The 22398-nt window shown below is 66.4% G+C and carries 17 protein-coding genes; 9 read left to right on the top strand and 8 right to left on the bottom strand.

What is annotated here, in order from left to right; all coding sequences use genetic code 11:
• Positions 1–62 precede the first annotated feature (62 nt).
• The 7 genes from paoA to O0879_RS06085 all read left to right on the top strand — a co-directional run bounded on the left by paoA (position 63) and on the right by O0879_RS06085 (position 10767).
• On the top strand, positions 63–710 hold the full coding sequence (gene paoA / locus O0879_RS06115) for an aldehyde dehydrogenase iron-sulfur subunit PaoA (RefSeq protein WP_289915389.1): 648 nt from the start codon (positions 63–65) through the stop codon (positions 708–710).
• Positions 707–1666, top strand: coding sequence for a xanthine dehydrogenase family protein subunit M (locus O0879_RS06110; RefSeq protein WP_289915387.1), 960 nt, complete (start codon positions 707–709; stop codon positions 1664–1666). The genes paoA and O0879_RS06110 overlap by 4 nt, the downstream gene beginning before the upstream one ends.
• Positions 1667–1670: 4 nt before the next feature.
• A complete protein-coding gene (gene paoC / locus O0879_RS06105) occupies positions 1671–3869 on the top strand; it encodes an aldehyde oxidoreductase molybdenum-binding subunit PaoC (protein WP_289915386.1) in 2199 nt (732 codons plus the stop codon).
• Between the two features lie 133 nt (positions 3870–4002).
• Positions 4003–5640, top strand: a complete 1638-nt coding sequence (locus tag O0879_RS06100) for a response regulator (protein WP_289915384.1) — start codon at positions 4003–4005, stop codon at positions 5638–5640.
• The gene (locus O0879_RS06095) at positions 5637–6665 is read left to right on the top strand and encodes an NrtA/SsuA/CpmA family ABC transporter substrate-binding protein (protein WP_289915382.1); all 1029 of its coding nucleotides are present in this window, start codon (positions 5637–5639) and stop codon (positions 6663–6665) included. Before O0879_RS06100 ends, O0879_RS06095 begins: the two co-directional genes overlap by 4 nt.
• A 10-nt stretch (positions 6666–6675) precedes the next feature.
• Entirely contained in the window at positions 6676–9195 is a 2520-nt protein-coding gene (locus tag O0879_RS06090) for an ATP-binding protein (RefSeq protein WP_099664252.1), read from the top strand.
• Positions 9196–9390: 195 nt separating this feature from the next.
• Positions 9391–10767, top strand: coding sequence for an OmpA family protein (locus tag O0879_RS06085; protein WP_289915378.1), 1377 nt, complete (start codon positions 9391–9393; stop codon positions 10765–10767).
• A 72-nt stretch (positions 10768–10839) separates the two neighbouring features.
• Here O0879_RS06085 and O0879_RS06080 read toward each other — a convergent pair whose 3' ends face one another.
• The 3 genes from O0879_RS06080 to O0879_RS06070 form a co-directional block, all read right to left on the bottom strand.
• Positions 10840–13260: a TonB-dependent receptor gene (locus O0879_RS06080; protein ID WP_289915375.1), complete on the bottom strand. Its 2421-nt coding sequence runs from the start codon at positions 13258–13260 to the stop codon at positions 10840–10842.
• 62 nt (positions 13261–13322) lie between these two features.
• Positions 13323–14291 carry a FecR domain-containing protein gene (locus O0879_RS06075; protein WP_289915372.1) on the bottom strand — a complete coding sequence of 323 codons (969 nt, stop codon included), beginning with the start codon at positions 14289–14291 and terminating at the stop codon, positions 13323–13325.
• A gap of 1 nt (position 14292) precedes the next feature.
• Positions 14293–14820 carry a sigma-70 family RNA polymerase sigma factor gene (locus tag O0879_RS06070; protein WP_289898178.1) on the bottom strand — a complete coding sequence of 176 codons (528 nt, stop codon included), beginning with the start codon at positions 14818–14820 and terminating at the stop codon, positions 14293–14295.
• 185 nt (positions 14821–15005) lie between these two features.
• Between O0879_RS06070 and O0879_RS06065 the strand changes: the two genes are divergently transcribed.
• Complete coding sequence (locus tag O0879_RS06065) at positions 15006–15992, top strand: magnesium and cobalt transport protein CorA (RefSeq protein WP_099664247.1); 987 nt, start codon at positions 15006–15008, stop codon at positions 15990–15992.
• Positions 15993–16001: 9 nt separating this feature from the next.
• Here the strand turns inward: O0879_RS06065 and O0879_RS06060 are convergent, their stop codons facing one another.
• The 4 genes from O0879_RS06060 to O0879_RS06045 form a co-directional block, all read right to left on the bottom strand.
• Complete coding sequence (locus tag O0879_RS06060; RefSeq protein ID WP_289915370.1) at positions 16002–16700, bottom strand: alpha/beta hydrolase; 699 nt, start codon at positions 16698–16700, stop codon at positions 16002–16004.
• A gap of 79 nt (positions 16701–16779) precedes the next feature.
• Positions 16780–17838, bottom strand: a complete 1059-nt coding sequence (locus O0879_RS06055; protein WP_289915367.1) for an alpha/beta hydrolase — start codon at positions 17836–17838, stop codon at positions 16780–16782.
• Between the two features lie 101 nt (positions 17839–17939).
• Positions 17940–18785, bottom strand: coding sequence for a universal stress protein (locus O0879_RS06050; protein ID WP_251349026.1), 846 nt, complete (start codon positions 18783–18785; stop codon positions 17940–17942).
• A 23-nt stretch (positions 18786–18808) separates the two neighbouring features.
• The gene (locus O0879_RS06045; protein ID WP_289915366.1) at positions 18809–20614 is read right to left on the bottom strand and encodes an alpha/beta fold hydrolase; all 1806 of its coding nucleotides are present in this window, start codon (positions 20612–20614) and stop codon (positions 18809–18811) included.
• Between the two features lie 494 nt (positions 20615–21108).
• Here O0879_RS06045 and O0879_RS06040 point away from each other — a divergent pair, with 494 nt between their 5' ends.
• Entirely contained in the window at positions 21109–21297 is a 189-nt protein-coding gene (locus O0879_RS06040; RefSeq protein ID WP_289915364.1) for a hypothetical protein, read from the top strand.
• A 123-nt stretch (positions 21298–21420) separates the two neighbouring features.
• Here the strand turns inward: O0879_RS06040 and gcvA are convergent, their stop codons facing one another.
• Positions 21421–22323 carry a transcriptional regulator GcvA gene (gene gcvA / locus O0879_RS06035; protein ID WP_289915362.1) on the bottom strand — a complete coding sequence of 301 codons (903 nt, stop codon included), beginning with the start codon at positions 22321–22323 and terminating at the stop codon, positions 21421–21423.
• Positions 22324–22398 lie beyond the last annotated feature (75 nt).

The raw sequence follows: 22398 nt of genomic DNA, 5'->3' as shown, positions 1-22398 counted from the left end.
GACAGAGTGGAACTCCGGGCCTGCATGCGCCCACCCAGCCCACTGCCAGGAGGAAGCGCGACATGACCGAGTGTAATCACATCAATGCTGGCAGGCGCGGCGTGCTGATCGCCGGCGCGCTGTCGGCCACGGCGGTGGCCGTGCCCGGCGTGGCGGGAGCGGCGCAAGCGGTGAGCACGTCCGGCCAGGCGCCGCCCGTCCTGATGCAAGTCAGCCTGGACGTCAACGGCCAGCGCCGCAGCCTGGAACTCGACACGCGCACCACCTTGCTCGACGCCTTGCGCGAACACCTGCACCTGACGGGCACCAAGAAGGGCTGCGACCACGGGCAATGCGGCGCCTGCACCGTCCTGCTCGACGGCCAGCGCATCAATGCCTGCCTGACCCTGGCCGTGATGCATGACGGCGCGAAGGTCACCACCATCGAGGGGATGGGCACGCCCGACAAACTGCACCCCATGCAGGCGGCTTTCATCGCGCATGACGGCTATCAATGCGGCTATTGCACTCCGGGGCAGATCTGTTCGGCCGTGGCCGCGCTGGGCGAGATCCGCCAGGGCATCCCCAGCCACGTCAGCACCGACTTGAATGCGGCGCCGCAGGCGACGCCGGAAGAATTGCGCGAACGCATGAGCGGCAATCTCTGCCGCTGCGGCGCGTATTCCAACATCATCGAAGCCATCACGGAAGTGGCGGGGAGGCCGGCATGAGAGTGTTCAGCTACCAGAAGCCCGCCACGCTGGCCGAAGCGGCGGCCGCCGCCGTGAACACGCCGGGGGCCAGGTTCATCGCCGGCGGCACGAATCTGCTCGATCTGATGAAACTGGACATCGAAACGCCCGCGCATTTGATCGACGTCAATGGCCTCGCCCTGGACAAGGTGGAAACTACAAAGGACGGCGGCTTGCGCATCGGCGCCCTCGTGCGCAACACGGCGCTGGCGGCGCACGCCACGGTGCGGCGCGATTATGCCGTGCTGTCGCGCGCCTTGCTGGCCGGCGCTTCGGCGCAATTGCGCAACAAGGCGACGACGGCCGGCAACTTGTTGCAGCGCACGCGCTGCCCGTACTTCTATGACACGAACCAGGCGTGCAACAAGCGCGTGCCGGGCAGCGGTTGTTCGGCCATCGCCGGCTTCAGCCGGCCGCTGGCGATTTTGGGCGGCAGCGAAGCCTGTATCGCCACGCATCCCAGCGACATGGCCGTGGCCATGCGCGTGCTCGACGCTTCCATCGACACGGTGCGGGCCGACGGCGCCGTGCGCACCATCCCCATCGCCGATTTCTACCGCTTGCCGGGCAGCACGCCGCAGCTGGAAACCGTGCTGCAGCCGGGCGAGCTGATCACCAGCGTCACCTTGCCCCGGCCCGTCGGCGGCATGCACGTCTACCGCAAGGTGCGCGACCGCGCCTCGTATGCGTTCGCGCTGGTGTCCGTGGCGGCGATTATCTTGCCGGACGGCACGGGCAGGCTGGCCCTGGGCGGCGTCGCGCCGCAGCCGTGGAGAATTGCCGCGGCGGAGCAATCGATGCCGCAAGGCGCCGCCGCCGTGAGCGAACGCCTGCTGGCCGGCGCCCTGCCGACGGCCGACAACGCCTTCAAGGTGACCCTGGCGCAGCGCACGATCGCCGCCGTGATGGCGCACGCATCCGCACAGAAAGGCTAGGGCCATGAAATTTACGACACCGGCGACCACCAATCCCATCGACCAGCTGAAAGTCGTGGGCCGCCCCACGGACCGCATCGACGGCCCCCTGAAAACCACGGGCACGGCGCCGTACGCCTATGAACAAAACAAGGCCGCGCCGCACGCCGCCTACGGCCAGGTCGTCGGCGCGGCCATCGCCAGGGGCCGCATCGCCTCCATCGACACCAGCGCGGCGCGGCGCGCGCCCGGCGTGCTGGCCGTGGTGACGGCGGAATCGGCTGGGAAATTGGGCAAAGGCAAGATGAACACGGCCAGGCTGCTGGGCGGCCCCGAGGTCGAGCATTACCACCAGGCCATCGCCCTGGTGGTGGCGGAAACCTTCGAACAAGCCCGCTCGGCCGCGCAGTTGCTTGACGTTAAGTATGTCGAACAGCCGGGTGTTTTCGACCTGGCCAAGGCGAAGAATACGGCCACCAGGCCGAAGGATGGCCAGCCCGACAGCAAGACGGGCAACTTTGCCGTCGCCTATGCCCAGGCCCCCGTGCGCCTGGACGCCACTTATACGACGCCCGACCAGTCGCACGCCATGATGGAGCCGCACGCTTCGATTGCCGCCTGGGAAGGGGATAAATTGACGGTGTGGACGGCGAACCAGATGGTGGACTGGGGCCGCGGCGACCTGGCCCGCACCCTGGGCGTGCCGAAAGACAAGGTGCGCATCGTCTCGCCCTACATCGGCGGCGGTTTCGGCGGCAAGCTGTTCGTGCGCGCGGAAGCCTTGCTGGCAGCCCTGGGGGCGCGCGCGGCGCAGCGTCCCGTCAAGGTGGCCCTGACGCGGCCCTTGATGTTCAACAACACGACGCACCGGCCCGCCACCATCCAGCGCCTGCGCCTCGGCGCCACGCGCGATGGCAAGATCACGGCCATCGGCCATGAATCGTGGTCGGGCGACTTGAAAGGGGGCCAGCCGGAAACGGCCGTGATGCAGACGCGGCTGCTGTATGCGGGGCCGAACCGCATGACGGCCATGCGCCTGGCCGTGCTCGATTTGCCGGAAGGCAATGCCATGCGCGCGCCGGGCGAGGCGCCGGGGCTGATGGCGCTGGAAGTCGCCATGGACGAAATGGCCGATAAATTGAAAATGGACCCCATCGTCTTTCGCATCCTGAACGACACGAAAGTGGACCCGGAAAAACCGGGCAGACCGTTTTCCCAGCGCCGCCTGATCGATTGCCTGCGCACGGGCGCCGTGGAATTCGGCTGGAAGGAGAGGTCGACGCAGCCGGGCATGCGGCGCGATGGCCGCTGGCTCGTGGGCATGGGCGTGGCGGCCGCCTTCCGCAACAACCTCGTCATGCAGTCCGCCGCCCGCGTGCGCCTCGACGCCGACGGCATCGTGACCGTGGAAACGGACATGACGGACATCGGCACGGGCAGTTACACCATCATCGCGCAGACGGCGGCGGAAATGCTGGGCGTGACCTTGACGCGGGTCGTCGTGCGCCTGGGCGACTCGGATTTTCCCGTCTCGGCCGGTTCGGGCGGGCAGTGGGGCGGCAACAGTTCCACTGCCGGCGTGTACGCGGCCTGCGTGCGCCTGCGCCAGGCCATCGCCGCCAAGCTGGGTTTCGATGAGAAGGAGGCGCGCTTTTCGGATGGCCAGGTGAGCCAGGGCGAGCGCAGCGTGCCGCTCGCAGCGGCCGCCTACCATGGCGACGTCGTCGCGGAAGACCGCATGGAATATGGCGACCTCGATAAAAAATTCCAGCAATCGACGTTCGGCGCGCATTTCGTCGAAGTGGGCGTGGACAGCGACACGGGCGAAGTGCGCGTGCGCCGCATGCTGGCCGTGTGCGCGGCCGGCCGCATTTTGAACCCGAAAGCGGCGCGCAGCCAGGTGATCGGCGCCATGACCATGGGCGCGGGCGCGGCGCTGATGGAAGAACTGGTGGTCGACCAGCGCCGCGGCTACTTCGTCAACCACGACCTGGCCGGCTACGAAGTGCCCGTGCACGCCGACATCCCGCACCAGGACGTCATCTTCCTCGATGAAACGGACCCCATGTCCTCGCCCATGAAAGCCAAGGGCGTGGGCGAACTGGGCATCTGCGGCGTGGCGGCCGCGATCGCGAATGCCGTCTATAACGCGACGGGGGTACGCGTGCGCGACTATCCGCTGACCCTCGACAAGCTGCTGCGGGGGCTGCCCGCCATGACCTAGCCTCGGCCTGGCGTCCTGGCGCCGCCGCGCGCGTGACAAAGCGTGTATTTTTGGTAATTTTCAAGTGCTATGCTCGGAACGCATCTTGCGGGGCAGGTTTCAGGTCCGCAAGGCCATGCCGCCAGGAGAATGCATGAACAGCTCACCAATGCCGCCGCGGATACTGATCGTCGATGACGAGCTGGCGCATGTGCGCGCGCTGTGCGACACCTTGCGCGGCCAGGCTTACGACACGACGGGGCTCGCCTCGGGCGAGGCGGCGCTGTCCCTGCTGGCCGTCGAATCGTTCGACCTGCTGCTGGTCGACCTGATGATGCCGGGCATGAACGGCATCGCCGTGGTGGAAGCGGCGCGGCAGATCGATCCCGACCTGGCCTGCATCATCATGACGGGCGAAGGCACGATTGCCTCGGCCGTGCAGGCCATGCAGGCGGGTGCGCTCGATTACGTCGTCAAGCCGTTCAAGGTGTCGGGCATCCTGCTGATACTGGCGCGGGCGCTGGAAACGCGCCAGTTGCGCATCGCCAATGCGCGCCTGGAATTGCTGCTGCGCCAGCACACGGCCGAACTCGACGCCATGAACAAGGATTTGCAGCTGGCCCGCGAAGTGGCCGAGCGGGCGAACCAGGAAAAGACCAATTTCCTGTCCAGCATGAGCCACGAGTTGCGCACGCCGCTCAACGCCATCCTGGGCTTTTCGCAGATGCTGACATCCGATTCCATCCCCTCGACGGCGCAGGAAAGGAAAACCTTTGCCTCGCACATCTTCGGCGCCGGCCGGCATTTGTTGACCTTGATCAACGATATCCTCGACATCGCCAGGATCGAGTCGGGCAATATGTCGCTGTCGATGGAGCCCGTGGACCTGGCCGGCATCTACCACGAATGCTGGCAAATGATGGAACCGCTGGCGCACAAGCGCGGCATCACCCTGACGTTCGTGGAAGCGGTCGGCCTGCATGTGCTGGCCGACCGCACGCGCCTCAAGCAGGTGCTGATCAACCTGCTGTCGAACGCCGTCAAGTACAACCGCGAACAGGGCGAGATCCACGTCGATTGCCAGCCCGTCGATGCGCAGCGGCTGCGCCTGTCCGTGCGCGACACGGGCGCCGGGCTGAGCGCCGCGCAGCTCGAGGCGCTGTTCCAGCCCTTCAACCGCCTTGGACGCGATGCGCGCGACGAGGAGGGTACGGGCCTGGGGCTGGTGGTCAGCAAGCGCCTGGCCGAAGCCATGCAGGCCAGGCTGGGCGTGGCCAGCACGCCGGGGCGCGGCAGCACCTTCTGGCTCGATATCGCCAGTTGCCCGGCGCGCCAGCCGCTGCAGGAAAGCCCGCGCCTGCCCGCCATCGCCCGTCCCGCCGAGCCGATAACGTTGCCGGAGCGCAAGACGCTGCTGTATGTAGAAGACAATCCCCTGAACGTGACTTTGGTGGCGGGCCTGATCCATTTTCGCCCCGATCTCGACCTGCTGTCGGCCGGCGACGGGCAAACGGGCCTGGAGATGGCGCGCCGCCACCTGCCGCAGCTGATACTGATGGATATCGACCTGCCCGACATCAGCGGCACGCAAGTCATGCAGCTGCTGCGCGCCGATGCCCGCACGGCGCATATTCCAGTCATCGCCCTGACGGCCGTGGCGGGGGCCGGCGATGTCCGCCAGGGGCTGGCGGCCGGCTTTTACTGCTATCTCACCAAGCCGGTCGACGTGGTGGCGTTTTCCGAGGCCGTCAACAGCGCGCTGGAGTTGGCCACGGCGCAGTGCAGCGCATGAGCGGCCCGACGCCAGCGCGGCGGACGGTCTGGCTGGCGGCCGCACTGCTGCTGGCGATGCTGGCCGCCATCGCCCTGTGGCGGCTGTTTGCCCGTCCCGCGCCGCCGCCCGGCCCCGTGGAAGAGCTGCGCCTGGCCGTGAACGCGGAATACGTGGGCAGCTGCCCCGTGCTGGCCGCGCACGGGCAGGGCTATTTCGCGCGCGAAGGCATCCACGCGCGGCTGCAATCCTACTCGTCGGGCAAGGCTTCGCTGGAAGCCGTGTTGCAGGGCCAGGCCGACCTGGGCACCGTGTCCGATATTCCCGTGGTGCTGGCGAGTCTGAAGAACCAGTCCGTCGTCATCATCGCCAGCATCTTCGAGGCCGAACGCGACCACGGCATCGTGGGGCGCCTGGACCGCGGCGTGTCCACGCCCGCCAGCCTGAAGGGCAAGCGCATCGGCGTGACCCTGGGCACCTCCGGCCAGTTCGCGTTGGACGCCTTCCTGAACCGCCAGAAGCTGCTGCCCGGCGAAGTCACCCTGCACAACTACGCGCCGGACCAGTTGGCCGCTGCGCTGGCGCGGGGCGAGGTCGATGCGGCGGCCGGCTGGGAACCGTTCCTGACGGCCATGACGCACGCCATCGCGGGCAAGGCGGCCATCTTCTATGGCGAGGACGTGTACGCGGGCCTGTTCAACGTGGCCGGCGCGGGCGATTACGTGCGTGCGCACCCGGCGACGATGCGCAAGGTGCTGCGCGCGCTGATCGCCGGCGCGCGCTTTTGCCAGGACGAGCCCGACGCCGCGCGCGCCCTGTTTGCCAGGGCGTCGCCCGGCGAAGCGGCGCGCCTGCAGGCGGCCTGGCACGGCTATCAGTTTGGCGTCGTGCTCGACCAGGGCTTGCTGCTGGCGCTGGAAGACGAGGCGCGCTGGGCCATCAAGAACCGCCTGGGCGAGCGCGGCGACATGCCGAACTTCCTCGACGCCGTCTACCTGGATGGCCTGGAAGCCGTGGCGCCATCGGCCGTGACGGTCATTCATTGAGAGGGCCACCGTGAAAATTGTCACGCGCTTCAAGCTGGCCCAACTGTTTTGCGTGGTGCTGGTGGCCATCATCGTCGCCGTGCTGTTCTCCACCACCATGGCGATGCAGCGCGAACTGGCGAAGAACAAGGCGGCGGCCGATATCCTGCAAGCTGTCACGTCACTGCGCTACCTGTCGATCGAGTATGCGCTGCACCATGGCGCGCGCACGCGCGCCCAGTGGCAGCTGCGCAGCGAGTCGCTGTCCACGGGGCTGCTGGCCACGCCCGCCTTCAACGGCGACGAAGAGCGCAAGCTGCTGCGCGAATTGCAGGGCGACCTGGCCGGCGTGGGCGGCCTGTTCGAGCTGTTTGTCGCGAATCACCGCGAGCTGGGGCAGGACCCGCAGCGGCGCGAGGTGCTGGGCGAGCTGGAAGCGCGCCTGTCGGGCCAGATCATGGGCAAGGTGCAGGGCATGATTTCGGATGCGATGCGGCTGTCCGAATTGAGCCGGCAAGGCGTGCTGGAGGCGCAGCAGCAAGCCAACGTGGCCGTGATGCTGTTTGGCGGCATGATCATCGCGCTGGTGGCCGGCTTGATTTACTTCACCATGACCAGCGTCACGGGACCGCTGGAAAAGCTGCGCCAGGGCACCCTGATCGTCGGCGCCGGCAAGCTCGATTTTGCGCTCGGCGTGCACACCAAGAATGAGATCGGCGACCTGGCGCGCGCCTTCGACGGCATGACGGAAAAGCTGCGCCGCACCACCGTTTCGCGCGACGAGCTGGCGCACACGAATGCCGCCCTGGAAACGCAGATCGCCGAACGCCAGCTGGCCGAGCGCAAGGTGCATGAGCAGCTCGAGCGCCTGAACCTGCTGCAGCAGATCACGCGTTCGATCGGCGAGCGGCAGGACTTGCGCAGCATCTTCCAGGTGGTGGTGCGCAGCCTGGAAGAGCAGCTGCCCATCGATTTCAGCTGCATCTGCCTGTATGAGCCGTCGCAGCACGCGCTGCAGGTGACGTGCGTGGGCGTGCGCAGCGAGGCGCTGGCGCAGTCCTTCATGATGAGCGAACACGCGCACATTCCCATCGACGAAAATGGCCTGTCGAGCTGCGTGCGCGGCAAGCTCGTGTATGAAGCCGACATCGCCGATGTGGCGTTTCCGTTCCCGCAGCGGCTGGCACAAGGGGGGCTGCGCGCCCTCGTCATGGCGCCGCTGCTGGCTGAAAACACGGTCTTCGGCATCCTGATCGTGGCGCGCCGTGCTGCGCACAGCTTCACCAGCGGCGAATGCGAATTCCTCAGCCAGCTGAGCGAGCACGTGGCGCTGGCCGCCAACCAGGCGCAGCTCTACGGCGCGCTGCAGCGCGCGTATGACGATTTGCGCCAGACCCAGCAGTCGGTGATGCAGCAGGAGCGCCTGCGCGCGCTGGGGCAGATGGCCAGCGGCATCGCGCACGATATCAATAACGCCATTTCCCCCGTGGCCCTGTACACCGAGTCCTTGCTGGAGACGGAAACCAATCTCAGTCCGCAGGGCCGGCATTGTCTGGAAGTCATCGAACGGGCCATCGACGACGTGGCTGCCACGGTGGCGCGCATGCGCGAATTTTACCGCCAGCGCGAACCGCAACTGGCGCTGTCGCCGATCAATGTCAACCTGGTGGTGCAGCAAGTGCTGGACTTGACGCGCGCGCGCTGGAGCGACATGCCGCAGCAGCGCGGCATCGTCATCGCCCTGCGCATGGAGCTGGCGGACGGGTTGCCCATGCTGCCCGGCAGCGTGGGCGAAATCCGCGAAGCGCTGACGAACCTGGTCTTCAACGCCGTCGACGCCATGCCGGAAGGCGGCACCCTGACCGTGCGCACGGCCTGCATCGGCGCGCCGGGCCAGGCCGGGGTACGGCAGGTGCAGGTCGAAGTGGGCGATACGGGCATCGGCATGGACGAAAATACGCGCCGCCGCTGCCTGGAGCCGTTTTTCACCACCAAGGGCGAGCGGGGCACGGGCCTGGGCCTGGCCATGGTGTACGGCATGATGGAGCGCCATGGGGCCGGCATCGACATCGTCACGGCGCCGGGGCAGGGCACGGCGGTGCGCCTGGCGTTTCCCGCCTGCGCGGAAGGCGAGGGGGTCGAAGTGCCCGACACGGCCCACGCCGTGCCGCCGCGCCTGCGCATCCTCGTGGTGGACGACGACCCGATGGTGCTCAAGTCCCTGCGCGATATCCTGGAAATCGACGGCCACGACGTGGTGTCCGCCGATGGCGGCCAGGCCGGCATCGACTGTTTCCTGGCCGCCTGCGACAGGGGCGAGCATTTCGCGGTGGTCATCACGGACCTCGGCATGCCCCACGTGGACGGGCGCAAGGTGGCCAGCGCCGTGCGCCAGCATTCGCCGGCCACGCCCATCATCATGCTCACGGGCTGGGGCCAGCGCTTGGCGGCCGACAGCGACTACCCGGAACACGTCAACTGCGTGCTGGGCAAGCCGCCGCGGCTGAAGGAATTGCGGCGCGCCTTGAACATGGTCATTTCGACGGGGTAGGTGGCGAGCTCGTTCGAGCCAGATCGTCCTTGTTTAATCTGTATCAAGCTTCGCTGCGATGGCCGCACAGCGGCGTGACGATTCACTAGACTTGTATAGATGGACCCGTCATTCCAGCCTTTGCCAAAGGAGTGATGAGTATGTCTGTTGTCTGTCCAAGCGAGTCAAACGTCTTGTCTTTCGTAAGGCGATACTGTGATCATACCGAGACCCCCGCCAGAAGCAGCACCTGTCCCGACGTATAGCGGCGATTCGCTGAGCAAGAAAATAGCGATCCTCGATCTCGTGACGACCTTGACATATAAACTGGCCGTTGCAGTGGGCGCCATCGTCACGCTGACCTATCTGTTTGACATTCAGTTTTTTCCCAGCAGTTTGACGCCAGGCGAAGTGGTATTCTTTATCTTTGTGGCACTGATGTTCGGTTTTCTGTACTGTATCTTCCTGTTGTTCGGGGCCATGTCCGCAGTGTGGCTGCTCCAGCTGTGCTCCTGGCTGGAAAAGCGGGTTTCCAGGAGGTACGCTGGCTGTGGTCAGGCGACCCTGTTTGTCGTTCCAGCCGGGCTGCGTGGCGTTGGCTATTGCCTGGTATCGCTTTTCTTTTTTTTGCTGTCCTTGCTGTATGCATTCGCCGGTGCTAGACCTTCTTTGTTTTTACTGATATTGATCTTTTTCTGTGCCGGTTTTCTTACCCTCTTTCTAGGCACGGCTGGTACGCAAGCGGGTATCACGGTCGCAGGTGCGCAGCCGAAGCCGCAGCGCAGATTGGCGCAGCTTGCCGCAGTGTTCGTCGCACCGCTGGTACTCGTGCTGTTCTTCGGGCCGTTCATGAAGATGGTGCATATGGCTTTCCAGCTATTGGGTGTGCGTATTCCCGACGTCAGCATCGAAGTGCCCGAGACCGAGCTCGGTGAAATCGAGCGCGTCACGGAAGTCGTCGGCCGCCCCATCCTTGACTGCCGCAGGAGCGCCGGGGGGCGATTGCTGGTACATCATGCCGATGTATTGTGGACCGGCGTTGGCGGCGTGTCGCTTGTCACGTTCAGCGTACGCACGAAGCCGGAGGCCAGTATTTTCAGCCCTGAACCGGTCGTCCTCAAGGTTGCCACCTTGCGTCTGGATGCGGCAACGATGCGCATCATCAAGAGCCGGCCTGTCTTGAATCCCTGTTTCGACCTATCCAACGACTTGCTGTTCAAAACCGGCAGCGAGCAATTATTGCCAACGGCACAACCGCGTCTGCAGGCTCTTGCCTCAGCCATTCTGGCATCGGGTACGCCGCATGACATTATGGTGCGCGGCCACAGTGACGCCCGTCCTTTCGCGGGCAGTATTGCTGGAAAAGCCGTGGATAATCAACGTCTATCGGAGCTGCGCGCAGAGGCGATTGTCAATGTACTCAGAACTGCGCTGGATGGAAAGAATCTGACAATGCGATCGGAAGGGGCGGGTGCGCGGGAGCCGCGCGTGAAATGCCCTGTCGAGGCAAGCACTACCGCATATGAAACGGAACAGTGCAATGCCTTGAACCGCAGGGTGGAGGTGCGCGTGCTGTACGCGCAAACGCAGTAAGGCGAGCGGTGGCAGCGGCGTTTGCAGCCGTTTCCGCAACTCGCCTGGCGTGTTATGCCGTTGGATGCGATATCAGAACCGGTACGTCAACGTCCCCCGCACGCTGCGCGGCATGCCATACGTGCCTTGTGCGTAGGTGTTGATGTTGATGTACTTTTTGTCCAGCGCGTTTTCCACGTTCAGCTGGGTCGTCAGCTGGCGCGACAGCTGGTACGTGGCCATCAGGCTGACTGTGCTGTAGGCTTCCTGCGTCACTCTTTCCTTGCCGTTCGGGCCTTCGTCGTCAAAGTAGAACTTGCTTTGCCAGTTGACGCCGCCGCCCACGGTGAGGTCGGGCTTTACCTTCCAGGTGGTGAACAGGCGCGCCGTCGAGCGGGGCGACAGGGTGTTGATATCCTGTTGCTCGCGGTCCCTGGCGCGGAAGTGGCTGGCGCTGGCTGTCACGTTCCAGCCCGGCGCCAAGCGGCCCGACAATTCTCCCTCGATGCCGCGGCTGGTGGCGCCGCGCGCCGCATAATACGCTTGCGTGGTGGTGCCGGGAATCCTGTGCGCGCCGGCCGGCTGGGCCAGCTTGTCCTGCTTGATCTCGAAGATGCCGATGGAACCGTTGGCCCGGCCCCCGGCCAGTTCTCCCTTCAAGCCCACTTCCATGCTTTGCCCCGTCAGCGGGTCCAGCCAGGCGCCCGTGCGGTCCTGGTTTTCCTGCGGGCGGAAGATGTCCGTGTAGCTGGCATACGCCGAATAGGTGTCGTTCAGGTCCACCACCACGCCCGCATACGGCACGAACTTGCTCTTGGCGAAGGCAAAGCGGGCGCTGCCGTCAAAGCCGATGCGGTCCTTGTCCCAGCGGCTCAAGCGACCGCCGAGTATCAATTTGGTGTTGTCGGCAAGGTTCAGCCGCGCCGCGCCATACGCGCCATATTGTTTGGTCGTGTATTTTTCCGACAGCACGAGTTCGCCCCAGGCGGGCTGCGGGTAGCTGCCATCCCAGGCGAGGAAATTGCCGATCGGTTCAGGGTCGAGCGCTTCCTTGACGCTGAACTCGGCGTGCTGCACCGTGTAATTGGCCCCGACGATGACTTCATGCTGGCGTCCGCCCAGGGAAAATGGCCCCGACAGCTTCACGTCGGCGCTGCTCTGGTCGCGCGCGCCGATGTAGCGGTTCGGATAGCCGAGCATGCCCAGGCCCGTGATTCTATCGGGCCGTTCGGCCAGGAATACCAGCGGCGTGTCTTCCGTGTGCTTGCTGTACATGGCTTGCGCCTGCGCTTTCCAGCCCTGGCCCAGCGCATGTTCCACGGTGGCGTGCACATTCGTCTGTTCCGTGGCCCAGGCGGCCCAGCGGGGCGCCGTCGTGACGGAGCGGTCGAAATTCGTGCGCGTGCCGTCGCTGTACCACAGGGGGAAGCCGCCCCAGTTGCTGCCTTTCGGGTCGTTCTTCTGGTAGCTGGCGCCCAGCATGGCCACGGTGCCGGGCGCCAGGTCCGCTTCGACGGTGGCGTAGACGAGCTGGCGCTGGTTCGAATAGCCATTGGTAAACGACTTGCGGTCCTGCCAGGCGCCCGCCACGCGGCCGCGCACGGAGCCATCCCCGTTCAACGGCGCGGCCAGGTCGAGCGTGCCCCGGTAATCGCTCCACGAGCCGGCCGCCAGCGACCATTGCCCTTCGAATTGCCTGGCGCTGGCCCGCTTGCGCACCAGGTTGATCGAGGCGGACGGGTAGCCGGCGCCCGTCAGCAAGCCCGTGGCGCCCCGCGTCACTTCCACGCGGTCGTAGATCAGCGAATCCATTTCCGATTCGCCGCCCGAATACTGCACCTTATAGGTGGTGGGCACGCCGTCGTACTGGAAGTTGTCGACGTCGAAGCCGCGCGCGGAAAAGGTGCTGCGTTCCGTGTCGAACTGGTTGACGGCGATGCCGGGCGTGTTGCGCAGCACGTCGCGCACCGTCAGCAAGTCCTGGTCGTCCATGCGCTGGCGCGTGATGACGCTGACCGATTGCGGCGTCTCGCGCAAGGACAGCACCAGGCCCGTGGCGCTGGCCGTGGCCGGCGTCGTGTACGAGCCCGTGCCTTCCGTACTCGTGCTGCGCTCGGCCGTGGCGCGCACGGCGATGCCGGGCAGGGTGGCCGCATCGGCCGCCGAGGGCAGCTTGCGCACGGCGTAGTGGCCGCCACCCTGGTCGACAGCGTATAGGCCGCTGCCATCGAGCAGGCGGGCGAAACCGTCGGCCACCTGGTAGTTGCCGTTCAAGCCGCGGCTGTTCAAGCCCGCATACAGGCTGGCGGCGCCGGAAATGCTGACTCCGGCGTCGGCCGCAAACGCGGACAGGACGGCGCCGAGGGGGCCGGCGGCCACCTGGTAGTGGCGCGCGGGCGCCTGCTGCGGTTGCTGCTGGGCGGATGCGGGCGCGCTTAGGGCCAGGCTGCCCAGCAGGGCCAGGGTGATGCTGGTGTGGCGGTAGTGCTTCATTGCTTGTTTCCCTTCGTTCATGTGTTGGTCCTGTGTGGATTGACGGGGCACATGACGGAAAGGGACATTCTTCTCAAAAATTTTTATGCGGGCTCGACAGAAATCCACCAACGGCTGTGGCGCCGCACGCGGATGGGCAGCGACGCTTGCAGCAGGGCCAGCAGGGCATCCGTGTTGCGCAGCTGGTACACGCCCGACACGCGCAGCCGCGCCACGGCCGGATCGCAGCGCACCACGCCGTGGCGATAGCGGGCCAGCTGCGCCAGCACCTGCTCCAGCGGCGTGTCGTCCGCGTACAGCAAGCCCTTGAGCCAGGCCGCTGCGTGCGGCGCCAGCGGCTGCGCCGCGCCGGCGGCCGTTTCATCGAAACTGGCTTGCCAGCCCGCCTGCACGGTGACGGGCCGGCCTTCGGCTGGCCGCACTTCCACGGCGCCCTGCGAGACGGCCACGTGGGTGCGCGCGCCCAGCAGGCTGTCGTCCTGGCGCACCGTGAAGCGCGTGCCGAGGGCGCGGATGCTGCCGTTGCTGGTGCGCACGATGAAGGGACGCCCGAGGGGATCGGGGCTGGTCGCCACGTGTATCTCTCCGCCGCGCAGCTGCACCAGGCGCAGGGATGCGCCGAAGGCGACATCGGCGGCGCTGGCCGTATTCAGGCTCAATCCGCTGCCGTCGGCCAGGGGGAAATGGCGGATGTCTCCCGTGGCCGTGCGCAGGTCGGCCGTCCATGCCTGCCATGGCGCCACGCGCAGCATGGCCCAGCCGGCTGGGCCGGCGACGATCAGCACGGCCAGGGTCTTCAGGATGGCGCGGCGCTGCGCGCCGGACGGGCGGTCCAGCACTTGCCTGGACAAGGGCATGGCCAGCGGCGGGGGCAGCATGCCGAAGGTGCGGCACACTTGCTCGGCCCGCTGCCACGCCGTTTCATGGTCGGGGTGGGCGGCGCGCCAGCGAGCCAGCCCCTGTTGCGCGGCAGCGTCGAGTTCGCCGCCTTGCAGGCGCATCATCCAGTGCGCCGCTTCGCGCGCGGCGCGCGCATCGAGGGGCGCGCTCATGTCAGGCCAGCAGCAGGATGCATTGTTCGAACGCCTGCACCATGTAGCGCTTGACGGTGCGCTCGCTCACCTTCAGGCGCGCGGCGATGTCCGCATACGCCATGCCTTCCAGCTGCGACAGCAGGAAGGCCGTGCGCACTTTCGCCCCCAGGCCGTCGAGCATGGCGTCGATCTGGTGCAGGGTTTCCAGGATCAGCAAGCGGTCTTCCGCCGACGGCGTGACGGGGGCGGGCAGCTGCGCCAGGGTGGCCAGCCAGGCCTGTTCCAGCGATTGGCGGCGGTAATGGTCGATCAGCAGGCGGCGCGCCACGGTGGTCAGGTAGGCGCGCGGCTCGCGCAGGGTGACGGCGCGCTCGCCGGGCGTGGCCAGCAGCTTGATGAAGGTATCCTGCGCCAGGTCGGCCGCGTGATCCGTACAGGACAATTTGCCGCGCAGCCAGCGCAACAGCCACGGATGGTGCTGGCCATACAGCTGACTCAATGACATGGGGCTTTGAGAATCGGCGGCAGGCGATACGGCATACGTCACAGCACACTCCAGGTTGGCGCGGAAGTCCCGTGCCGCTGGCGCATGCAGGCTCTTCTTAAATGCGAATGGTTCTCATTTTACATTGGCGTGCCCGAATGTCAATGCGGTAGCCGGATTGGCATGGCAATCATGCGCTTTCCGCTATACTGGCCCCCCAATATTGTTGCCCCTGGCCGAAAAACACCATGGACCTGAGTACCCACGCCGCCGTCGTCAATTGCGAAGCGTATCGCGACGGCAAGAAGATCGCGCACTTTGATATCGACAAGGTGGGCGACTTCCTCGGCGACCCCGATTGTTTCGTGTGGATCGGTCTGGCCAGCCCCGACGTCACGGCCATGCACGCGCTGCAGGCGGCCTTCGGCCTGCACGAACTGGCCGTCGAGGATGCGCAGGGCGCGCACGAGCGCCCCAAGCTGGAAGAGTACGGCGACACCCTGTTCATGGTGATGCACACGGCCACCCTGGATGGCGAGGCCATCGTCTACGGCGAAACCCACGTCTTTCTCGGTCCCCGCTTCATCATCACGGTGCGCCACGGCGCCTCTGCCGGCTATGCGAAGTTGCGCGAACGCAAGGAAAGCATGCCCGAGAAGCTGGCCAGCGGTCCCGGCTACGTGTTGTATTCCATCATCGATTTCATCGTCGACCAGTACCAGCCGTGCATCGACCATTTGCAGGCCCGCTTCCAGCACCATGAACTGCAGCTGTTCAAGCCCAGTTTGAGCGAGGACAAGCTGCAGGACTTCTACCAGCTCAAGACGGAACTGCTGAAGCTCGACGCGGCCGTCAATCCCCTGCATGACATCTGCACCCAGCTGATCCGTTTCCATGGCGATATTGTGCCCAAGGAAAACCGCATCTATTACCGCGACATTCTCGACCACGTCAAACGGGTCACGCACACGGCGGGGCAGATGCGCGAGCTGGTCAATTCGGCCATGCAGGTGGCGCTGGGGCAAATTTCGATCCGCCAGAACGAGGTCGTCAAGCGCCTGGCCGCCTGGGCCGCCATCCTGGCCGTGCCCACCATGGTCTTCAGCTTGTACGGCATGAATTTCGAATTCATGCCGGAGCTGAAGTGGCGCGGCAGCTATCCGGCCGTGATCGTCGTCATCATCGCCGGCTGCTGGTGGCTGCACCGGCGCCTGAAGCGCGAAGGCTGGCTGTAGCCGGCAAGCTTACGCTGCGGCCAGCGAGCCCGCCGCCTCCAGGATCAGCGCCGCCACTTCCACGGGGCGCGAAGCCAGCGAGGCGTGGCTGGCGTTCAGGGTGATGACCTTTCTCGCCTGCAGGCGCGCCGCCATGCGCTCCTGGTTGACGGGGGAAATCATGCGGTCGGCGCTGGACACCTGGTACCAGCTGGGCTTATGTTTCCAGGCCGGGTCGCTGACGGTGTCGCCGAAGGTGCTGGCCAGCGGCGCTTTCTGCACCACGCCCAGCACGGCGCCTTCTTCCGCGTCGAGGTCCTGGCAAAAGCTGTCATGGTATTGCTCGGGCTTGACCCACAGATAGCCGTCGCTGTCGCCTTCCAGACTGGCCGCGCCCAGGGGCGGGTGTTCCTGCGTGATGCTGCCCGGGCTTTCGCCCGCGTCGGGGGCAAAGGCGGCGATGTACACGAGGCCCGCCACATTCGGCGCATTGCCGGCCACGCTGATGACGGCGCCGCCGTAGGAGTGCCCCACCAGCAACACCGGGCCATCGACCTGCGCCACCATCTTGCGCGTGCGCTCGGCGTCGTCGGCCAGCGACGTCAAGGGCAGTTCGACGGCGCGGATGGCCGTGTGGCCGTGGCGCCGCAATTCGACGATGACGCGGCTCCAGTGGGCGGCGCCGCCCCAGAAACCGTGGACGAGGACGATGGTGGCTTGCTTGCTCATGCGGAACTCCTTGGGACAAGGGAAACGGAGAAGACCGCGCCGTGTGCGAGGCGGCACTGCGCGGCGGCTGGCTGCACGCCTATTGTAGACCTTCCCAGCGCATGGCCTCGATGGCGTCGACCACCGTGCTCTCGTATTCGATGAAGAAATCGCTGTGGAAGCCGTTGCGCATCACCAGGTGGCTGCTGCCGGGCAGGGCGGCGGCCAGTCGCTCGCCGTCGGCCAGGCGCAGCGGCCGGATAAAGTCGAGTACTTCCTGCGCGGCGGCCCGGGTGGCGGTATCGGCTTGCAGCAGCCATGGAAACAGGTTGCGCAAGGTGCCGGGATCGACGGTGACGACCAGCGCCGGCGCGCGCACGCGGCGGTAGTCGGGCGAAAAATTGTGCGCGGCCACGTCCATGGCCCTGGCGATGGCGGGCGGCGTGTTCGGCCGCACCGAACCGTCGGGCAGCACTTCCAGCGCATCGCGCCAGTTCGCTTCCAGCGCGGGCCACCATTGCTTGTTGATGCGCCTGGCATAGGCGATCGAGGCGTCCAGCGATGCCAGGTCGGCCGGGCCGGGCGGCGGTTCGTCGTAGGGCGTCGGTGCGGGTTCTTCATAGCCGCCGCTGGCCAGGTAATCGAAGGTCGTGTCCAGGTAGGCGAGGCCCCGCACGCGCCGCGGGTGGCTGCCGGCGAACAGGGTCAGCTCGTTGCCGGCGATGGAGTGCCCGGCCAGGATGATGCGCGGCACCTTCAGTGCGTCCAGCACGGCCAGCAGGTCGGCCACCAGGGTGGCGGGAGAGTAGCTGGCGTCGCTGGCGGGCGTTGGCTTGCTCGACGAACCGTAGCCGCGCCGCGTGATGGCCAGCACGCGGTGGCGGCGCGCCAGCGCGGGCGCCAGGCTGTCGAACGCATGCGCATTGGCGCCCAGGCCGGCCAGCAGCACGATCACGTCGTCGCTGTCGCCCCGTGCCGATGGCCAGTCGCGCACGTGCAGGCTGACGCCGGGGGCGACGCCGATCTGTCGGTCCGTCACGCTGGATGCGCGCGGCAGCGAACTGCCGCCGCATGCGGCGAGGCCGGCCAGCGCCGTCATCCCCGACAGAAAGTGTCTGCGGGCGTGGAAATGCGCGGGGGCGCCGGGTGTCATGCTCATGCTGTACTCCTGGTGTGGGTGAGGGCATGAGCAGTGTCGCCGCCGCGCATGAAGCGCGGATGAGGGGCGGGTGAAGGAAGGCTGAAGGCCCGCCGGCCGCGCTAGTGCGACACGAGCACCGGCAACGTCGTCTCTTGCAGCACCGTGCGCGTGACGCCGCCCAGCAGCGCTTCGCGCAGGCGCATGTGGCCATAGCAGCCCATCACGACCAGGTCGCAGCGCCGCTGCGCGGCCATGGCCAGCAGCGCCGTGCCCACGTCCTGGCCCGGCGGCGTGTCGTGCTGCAGCACCTCGACGTTGACGCCGTGGCGCGCCAGGTACAGGGCCAGGTCGGCGCCCGGCTGCTCGCCGTGCGCGGCCGGCTGGGCGTGCGAATTGACGACGGCCAGGGTGACTTGCCGCGCCTTTTGCAGCAGCGGCAGCGCATCGGTGATGGCGCGCAGCGCTTCGGCGCTGCCGTTCCAGGCCAGCAGCGGATGCTGCGCGGCGCCCGCCGGCGCGGCGGAGGGCGCGTGCGGCACCATCAGCACGGGCCGGCCGCAATGGAGCATCAGGTATTCGGCCGTGCCGGCGATGACGCGCGACGGCGTATCCTGCGCATCCGTCTGGCCCAGGATCAGCAAGTCGCAATAGCGCGCCTGCAGCAGCAGCGCGCCTTGCGCATCGTCGTCGACGAAGCGCGTTTCGTAGGCGCCCAGGCCTTCCTCGCGCGCGATGCGCTCGAAGTCGTGCAAGGCTTCGCTGGCCTGGGTGCGCAGCGCCTGCATCTGCGCCGGCGCAAACTGCAGCGCGTTGACGCCGCCGCCATACGCGTAGCGCGAGATGCCGCTCATGGCCGAGCCGATCAGGTGCGCCCCTTCGGCGATGGCCAGGCGCACGGCCAGGCGGATGCGCTGGGCGCAGTGGCGGGAATTGTCGACGTGGACCAGCAGGGTGGTGTAGGGCATGGCGTTTCCTCGGTTGTCAGTTGTCAGGTCTGCAGCACATAGCTGCCCGGCGCGTCGCCCAGGTCGGGGCCCATGGCCGGCGGCGCCACTTGCGCGCCCGCTTGCTGCGCCAGCCAGGCTTGCCAGGCGGGCCACCAGGAGCCGTCATGGTGCGGCACCTCGTGCTGCCAGCTGTCCGCGTCGACATAGGGCGCGTCGTGGCGGTGCGTGGCCAGCTGGTAACTGCGGCGCGGCTGGCCCGGCGGCGAGACGACGCCCGCATTGTGGCCGCCCGAGGTGAGCAGGAAGGTGACGTCCGTGTCGGTCAGCAGCTGCAGTTTGTAGACGGAGCGCCACGGCGCCACGTGATCCGTCAGGGTGCCGACGGCAAAGATGGGCGCATCGATGTCGGGCAGGGCGATGTGGCGGCCTGCCGTGCGGTAGCGGCCTTCGGCCAGGTCGTTGTGCAGGAACAGGCGGCGCAGGTATTCCGAATGCATGCGGCAGGGCATGCGCGTGGCGTCCCCGTTCCAGGCCATCAGGTCGCTGTCCTGTTCATCTTGTCCCAGCAGGTAGTGGTTCAAGCGGCGCGACCAGATCAGATCGTTCGAGCGCAGCAACTGGAAGGCGCCCGCCATCTGCTTCGTATCGAGGTAACCCTGCTTCCACATGGCCGCTTCCAGGAAGCTGACCTGGCTGTCGTCGATGAACAGCGACAGTTCGCCCGGCTCCTTGAAGTCGACCTGCGAGGCCAGCATGGTGAGGCTGGCCAGGCGCGCATCGCCGTCGCGCGCCATCGTCGCGGCGGCGATCGCCAGCAGGGTGCCGCCCAGGCAGTAGCCGGCCGCGTGCACCTGCGGCGCGCCCGTGATGCGGGCAACGGCGTCGAGCGCATCCATCACGCCCAGCTGGCGGTAGTCTTCCAGCGACAGTTCGCGGTCTTCTTCCTGCGGGTTTTTCCAGGAAATCATGAACACCGTGTGGCCCTGGCCCACCAGGTAGCGCACCAGCGAATTGTGCGGCGACAGGTCGAGAATATAGAACTTCATGATCCAGGCGGGCACGAACAGCAGCGGCGTGGCATGCACGCTCTCTGTCGCGGGCGCGTACTGTATCAATTCGATCAAGTCATTGCGGTAGACCACCTTGCCCGGCGTGACGGCCACGTTCCCGCCCACCTTGAACGTGGCTTCGCCGGCCGTGCCGGCGCCCATGGCGGCGCGCTGCCAGTCGTCGGCCGCGTGGACCATGCCGCGCGCCAGGCTGGCGCCGCCGCTCGCGAGGGTGGCTTGCTGCACCACGGGATTGGTCAGCAGGAAGTTCGACGGCGCCAGCATGTCGAGCCACTGGCGCACGGTGAACGTGACGACATCCTCGTGGTGCGGCGAGACGCCGCGCACGCCCGTGGTGGCGCGGTGCCACCACTGCTGCTGCAGCAGGAAGCCCTGGTAGACGAGATTGTAGGGCCAGCGTTGCCAGGCCGGGTCGTCGAAGCGCCGGTCCTGCGGCAGCGGCGCGATGCACGGCGGCCCGGCGGCGCCGCCAGTCAGGGCCGATTGCCAGGCATATTGCTGCCAGCGGCCGATCTTCTTCCACGCCTCCTGCAGCAGCGTTTGCTGCTTCGATGGCGCCAGCGCCAGGTGGCTGAGCCAGTCGGCATACGCGTTGCCCAGCGCGGCCGGCGAAATGCCGCCCGTAAACTTGCCCAGCCAGGCGTTCAGCAGCAGGTCGAGGGTGGCGCCTTCCGGCGCGCTTTCCGGATAGCCGGGAACCGGCACGCCTTGCCAGGCGCTGCCCAGGCGCTCATGTGCAAACTTTTGCTCCGCATTGCTCGACTGCGTCTTGTTCATCCGGGGCTCCCGTCATTTTTTTACAGGATAGCAAGAGCTTGTTCAAAAAATTATGATCTACATCAAGTTTGGCGGGATGCCTGCGGCCGGCAACCTGCTGCCGGGATGGCAGAGTCCGTTTGCCGCATAAACGAACTGCATTCCAATGAATTTACTGATTGCAATGATTAAAAGTGAATTTTTCATGCGGCAATATCCGGACTCGATGGCGGCGCCAGCCTCCAGTTCCCCATTTTACACTCTGTCAAGGCGGATTTCTTTGCGCCACGATGCATGCTGGCAAACCAAAAAAATTGTTTCTTTTTGGATTTATTTATTGTATTTGGTAAATTTATGAAGCAAAATGCCATTACAGCCTGACCAGCAGGCGTGCAGGCCGTTCAAGCCGGCGGGACAGGCCGGTAACCGGAATCGAGGAGAGGGACATGCTTACGAACAGGATGACAAGCGGCAGGGCAGATGCCTGCAGGGGCAATACGGCGTTCAGGCGCGGCATGGCGCGCGATACCGCGGGCGCTGTGCGACCGGCCCTGGGCCGCCTGCAGGCGCTCGCCTACCTGGCGCTGCTGTTGGCCGTGCTGCCCGCCGCAAGCTGCATCGCCATGGGACACGCCGGCGTGCCTGTGCTGTTCAGCACCGCGTGCGGCGTGGTGTCGTGCGCGGCCGGGGGGCATGCGCTGTAAGCAAGCCTCAATAAATGATTGCGATTTCTGGCTTCCATAAGCGGCGCTGTGCGTCGCAGCGGGCGCCTTGCCTGGCATCCGATCTCGTTCTTTATAAATTGACAATGATTTCCTGAGGATTACTTAGCGCGTGGCCTGCGCTTCCTCGCAAATCCACGCCATGAATGCCTGCACGGCGGGACGCGCGGCTGCGTCGGGCCGCGTCACCAGGTAGTAGGCAAAGCGCGCGGGCCACGGCAAGTCCAGCACTTGCACCAGGCGCCCGGCGGCGATTTCCTCCTGCGCATACAGCTGCGGCACCAGGGCCAGGCCCTGGCCCGCCTCGGCCGCACGTATCAACAGAAAATCATCTTCGAAGGCCGAGCCGCGCAGCGCCCGCGCCGCATCCTCGCTGCCGTCCGGCGCGCCATGCGCGGCCAGCCACAGGGGCCAGTCGGCGCGGTCCGTGTCGTGCAGCAGCGGGTAGTGCAGGCAATCGGCCGGCGTGGCGATGGGCGGCTGGCCCGCCATCAGGGCAGGGCTGGCGACGGGCACCAGCACGGGCGCCATCAAACGCGTCACCTGCAAGCCCGGATAGTCGCCCAGGCCGTGGCGCAAGGCCACGTCGACCCGGTCGCGGCGCAGGTCGACCAGCGCGGATGTCGCTTCCACGCGCACTTCGATATGGGGATGGCGCTGGTTGAAGCGGCCCAGGCGCGGCACCAGCCACGCGGCGGCAAAGGTGGCGACCGTGCTGACGGTGAGCGTCTGGCGCGCGCCCATGTCTTCCAGCGCCTGGCTGGCGCCGGCGATCTGCGCGAAGGCGCCCAACAGGGCGGGGTGGACCCTGGCGCCCGCCTCGGTCAGGCGCAAGCCCTGGCGTTCGCGCGTAAACAGCGGCATGCCGACCCGTTCTTCCAGCAGGCGGATTTGCTGGCTGACGGCGCCGGACGTCACGTGCAGCGCTTCGGCGGCCGCCTTGATGCTGCCGCGCTGGCCCACTTCGACAAAGGCGCGCAGCGCCTGGAGCGGTAAAGGATGCGTCATCGATATAGTTTTTCTAAAGTTAAGCGCGAAAAAACATCGTTTCTGTTTCGCTCTAGGAAAACGCATTATAGGGGA

The organism is Janthinobacterium sp. SUN120 (genome assembly GCF_030397735.1).
Lineage (GTDB): Bacteria > Pseudomonadota > Gammaproteobacteria > Burkholderiales > Burkholderiaceae_D > Janthinobacterium > Janthinobacterium kumbetense.
Note: the sequence above shows the minus strand (reverse complement) of the source record. Positions and strands in the feature narration are given on the sequence as shown.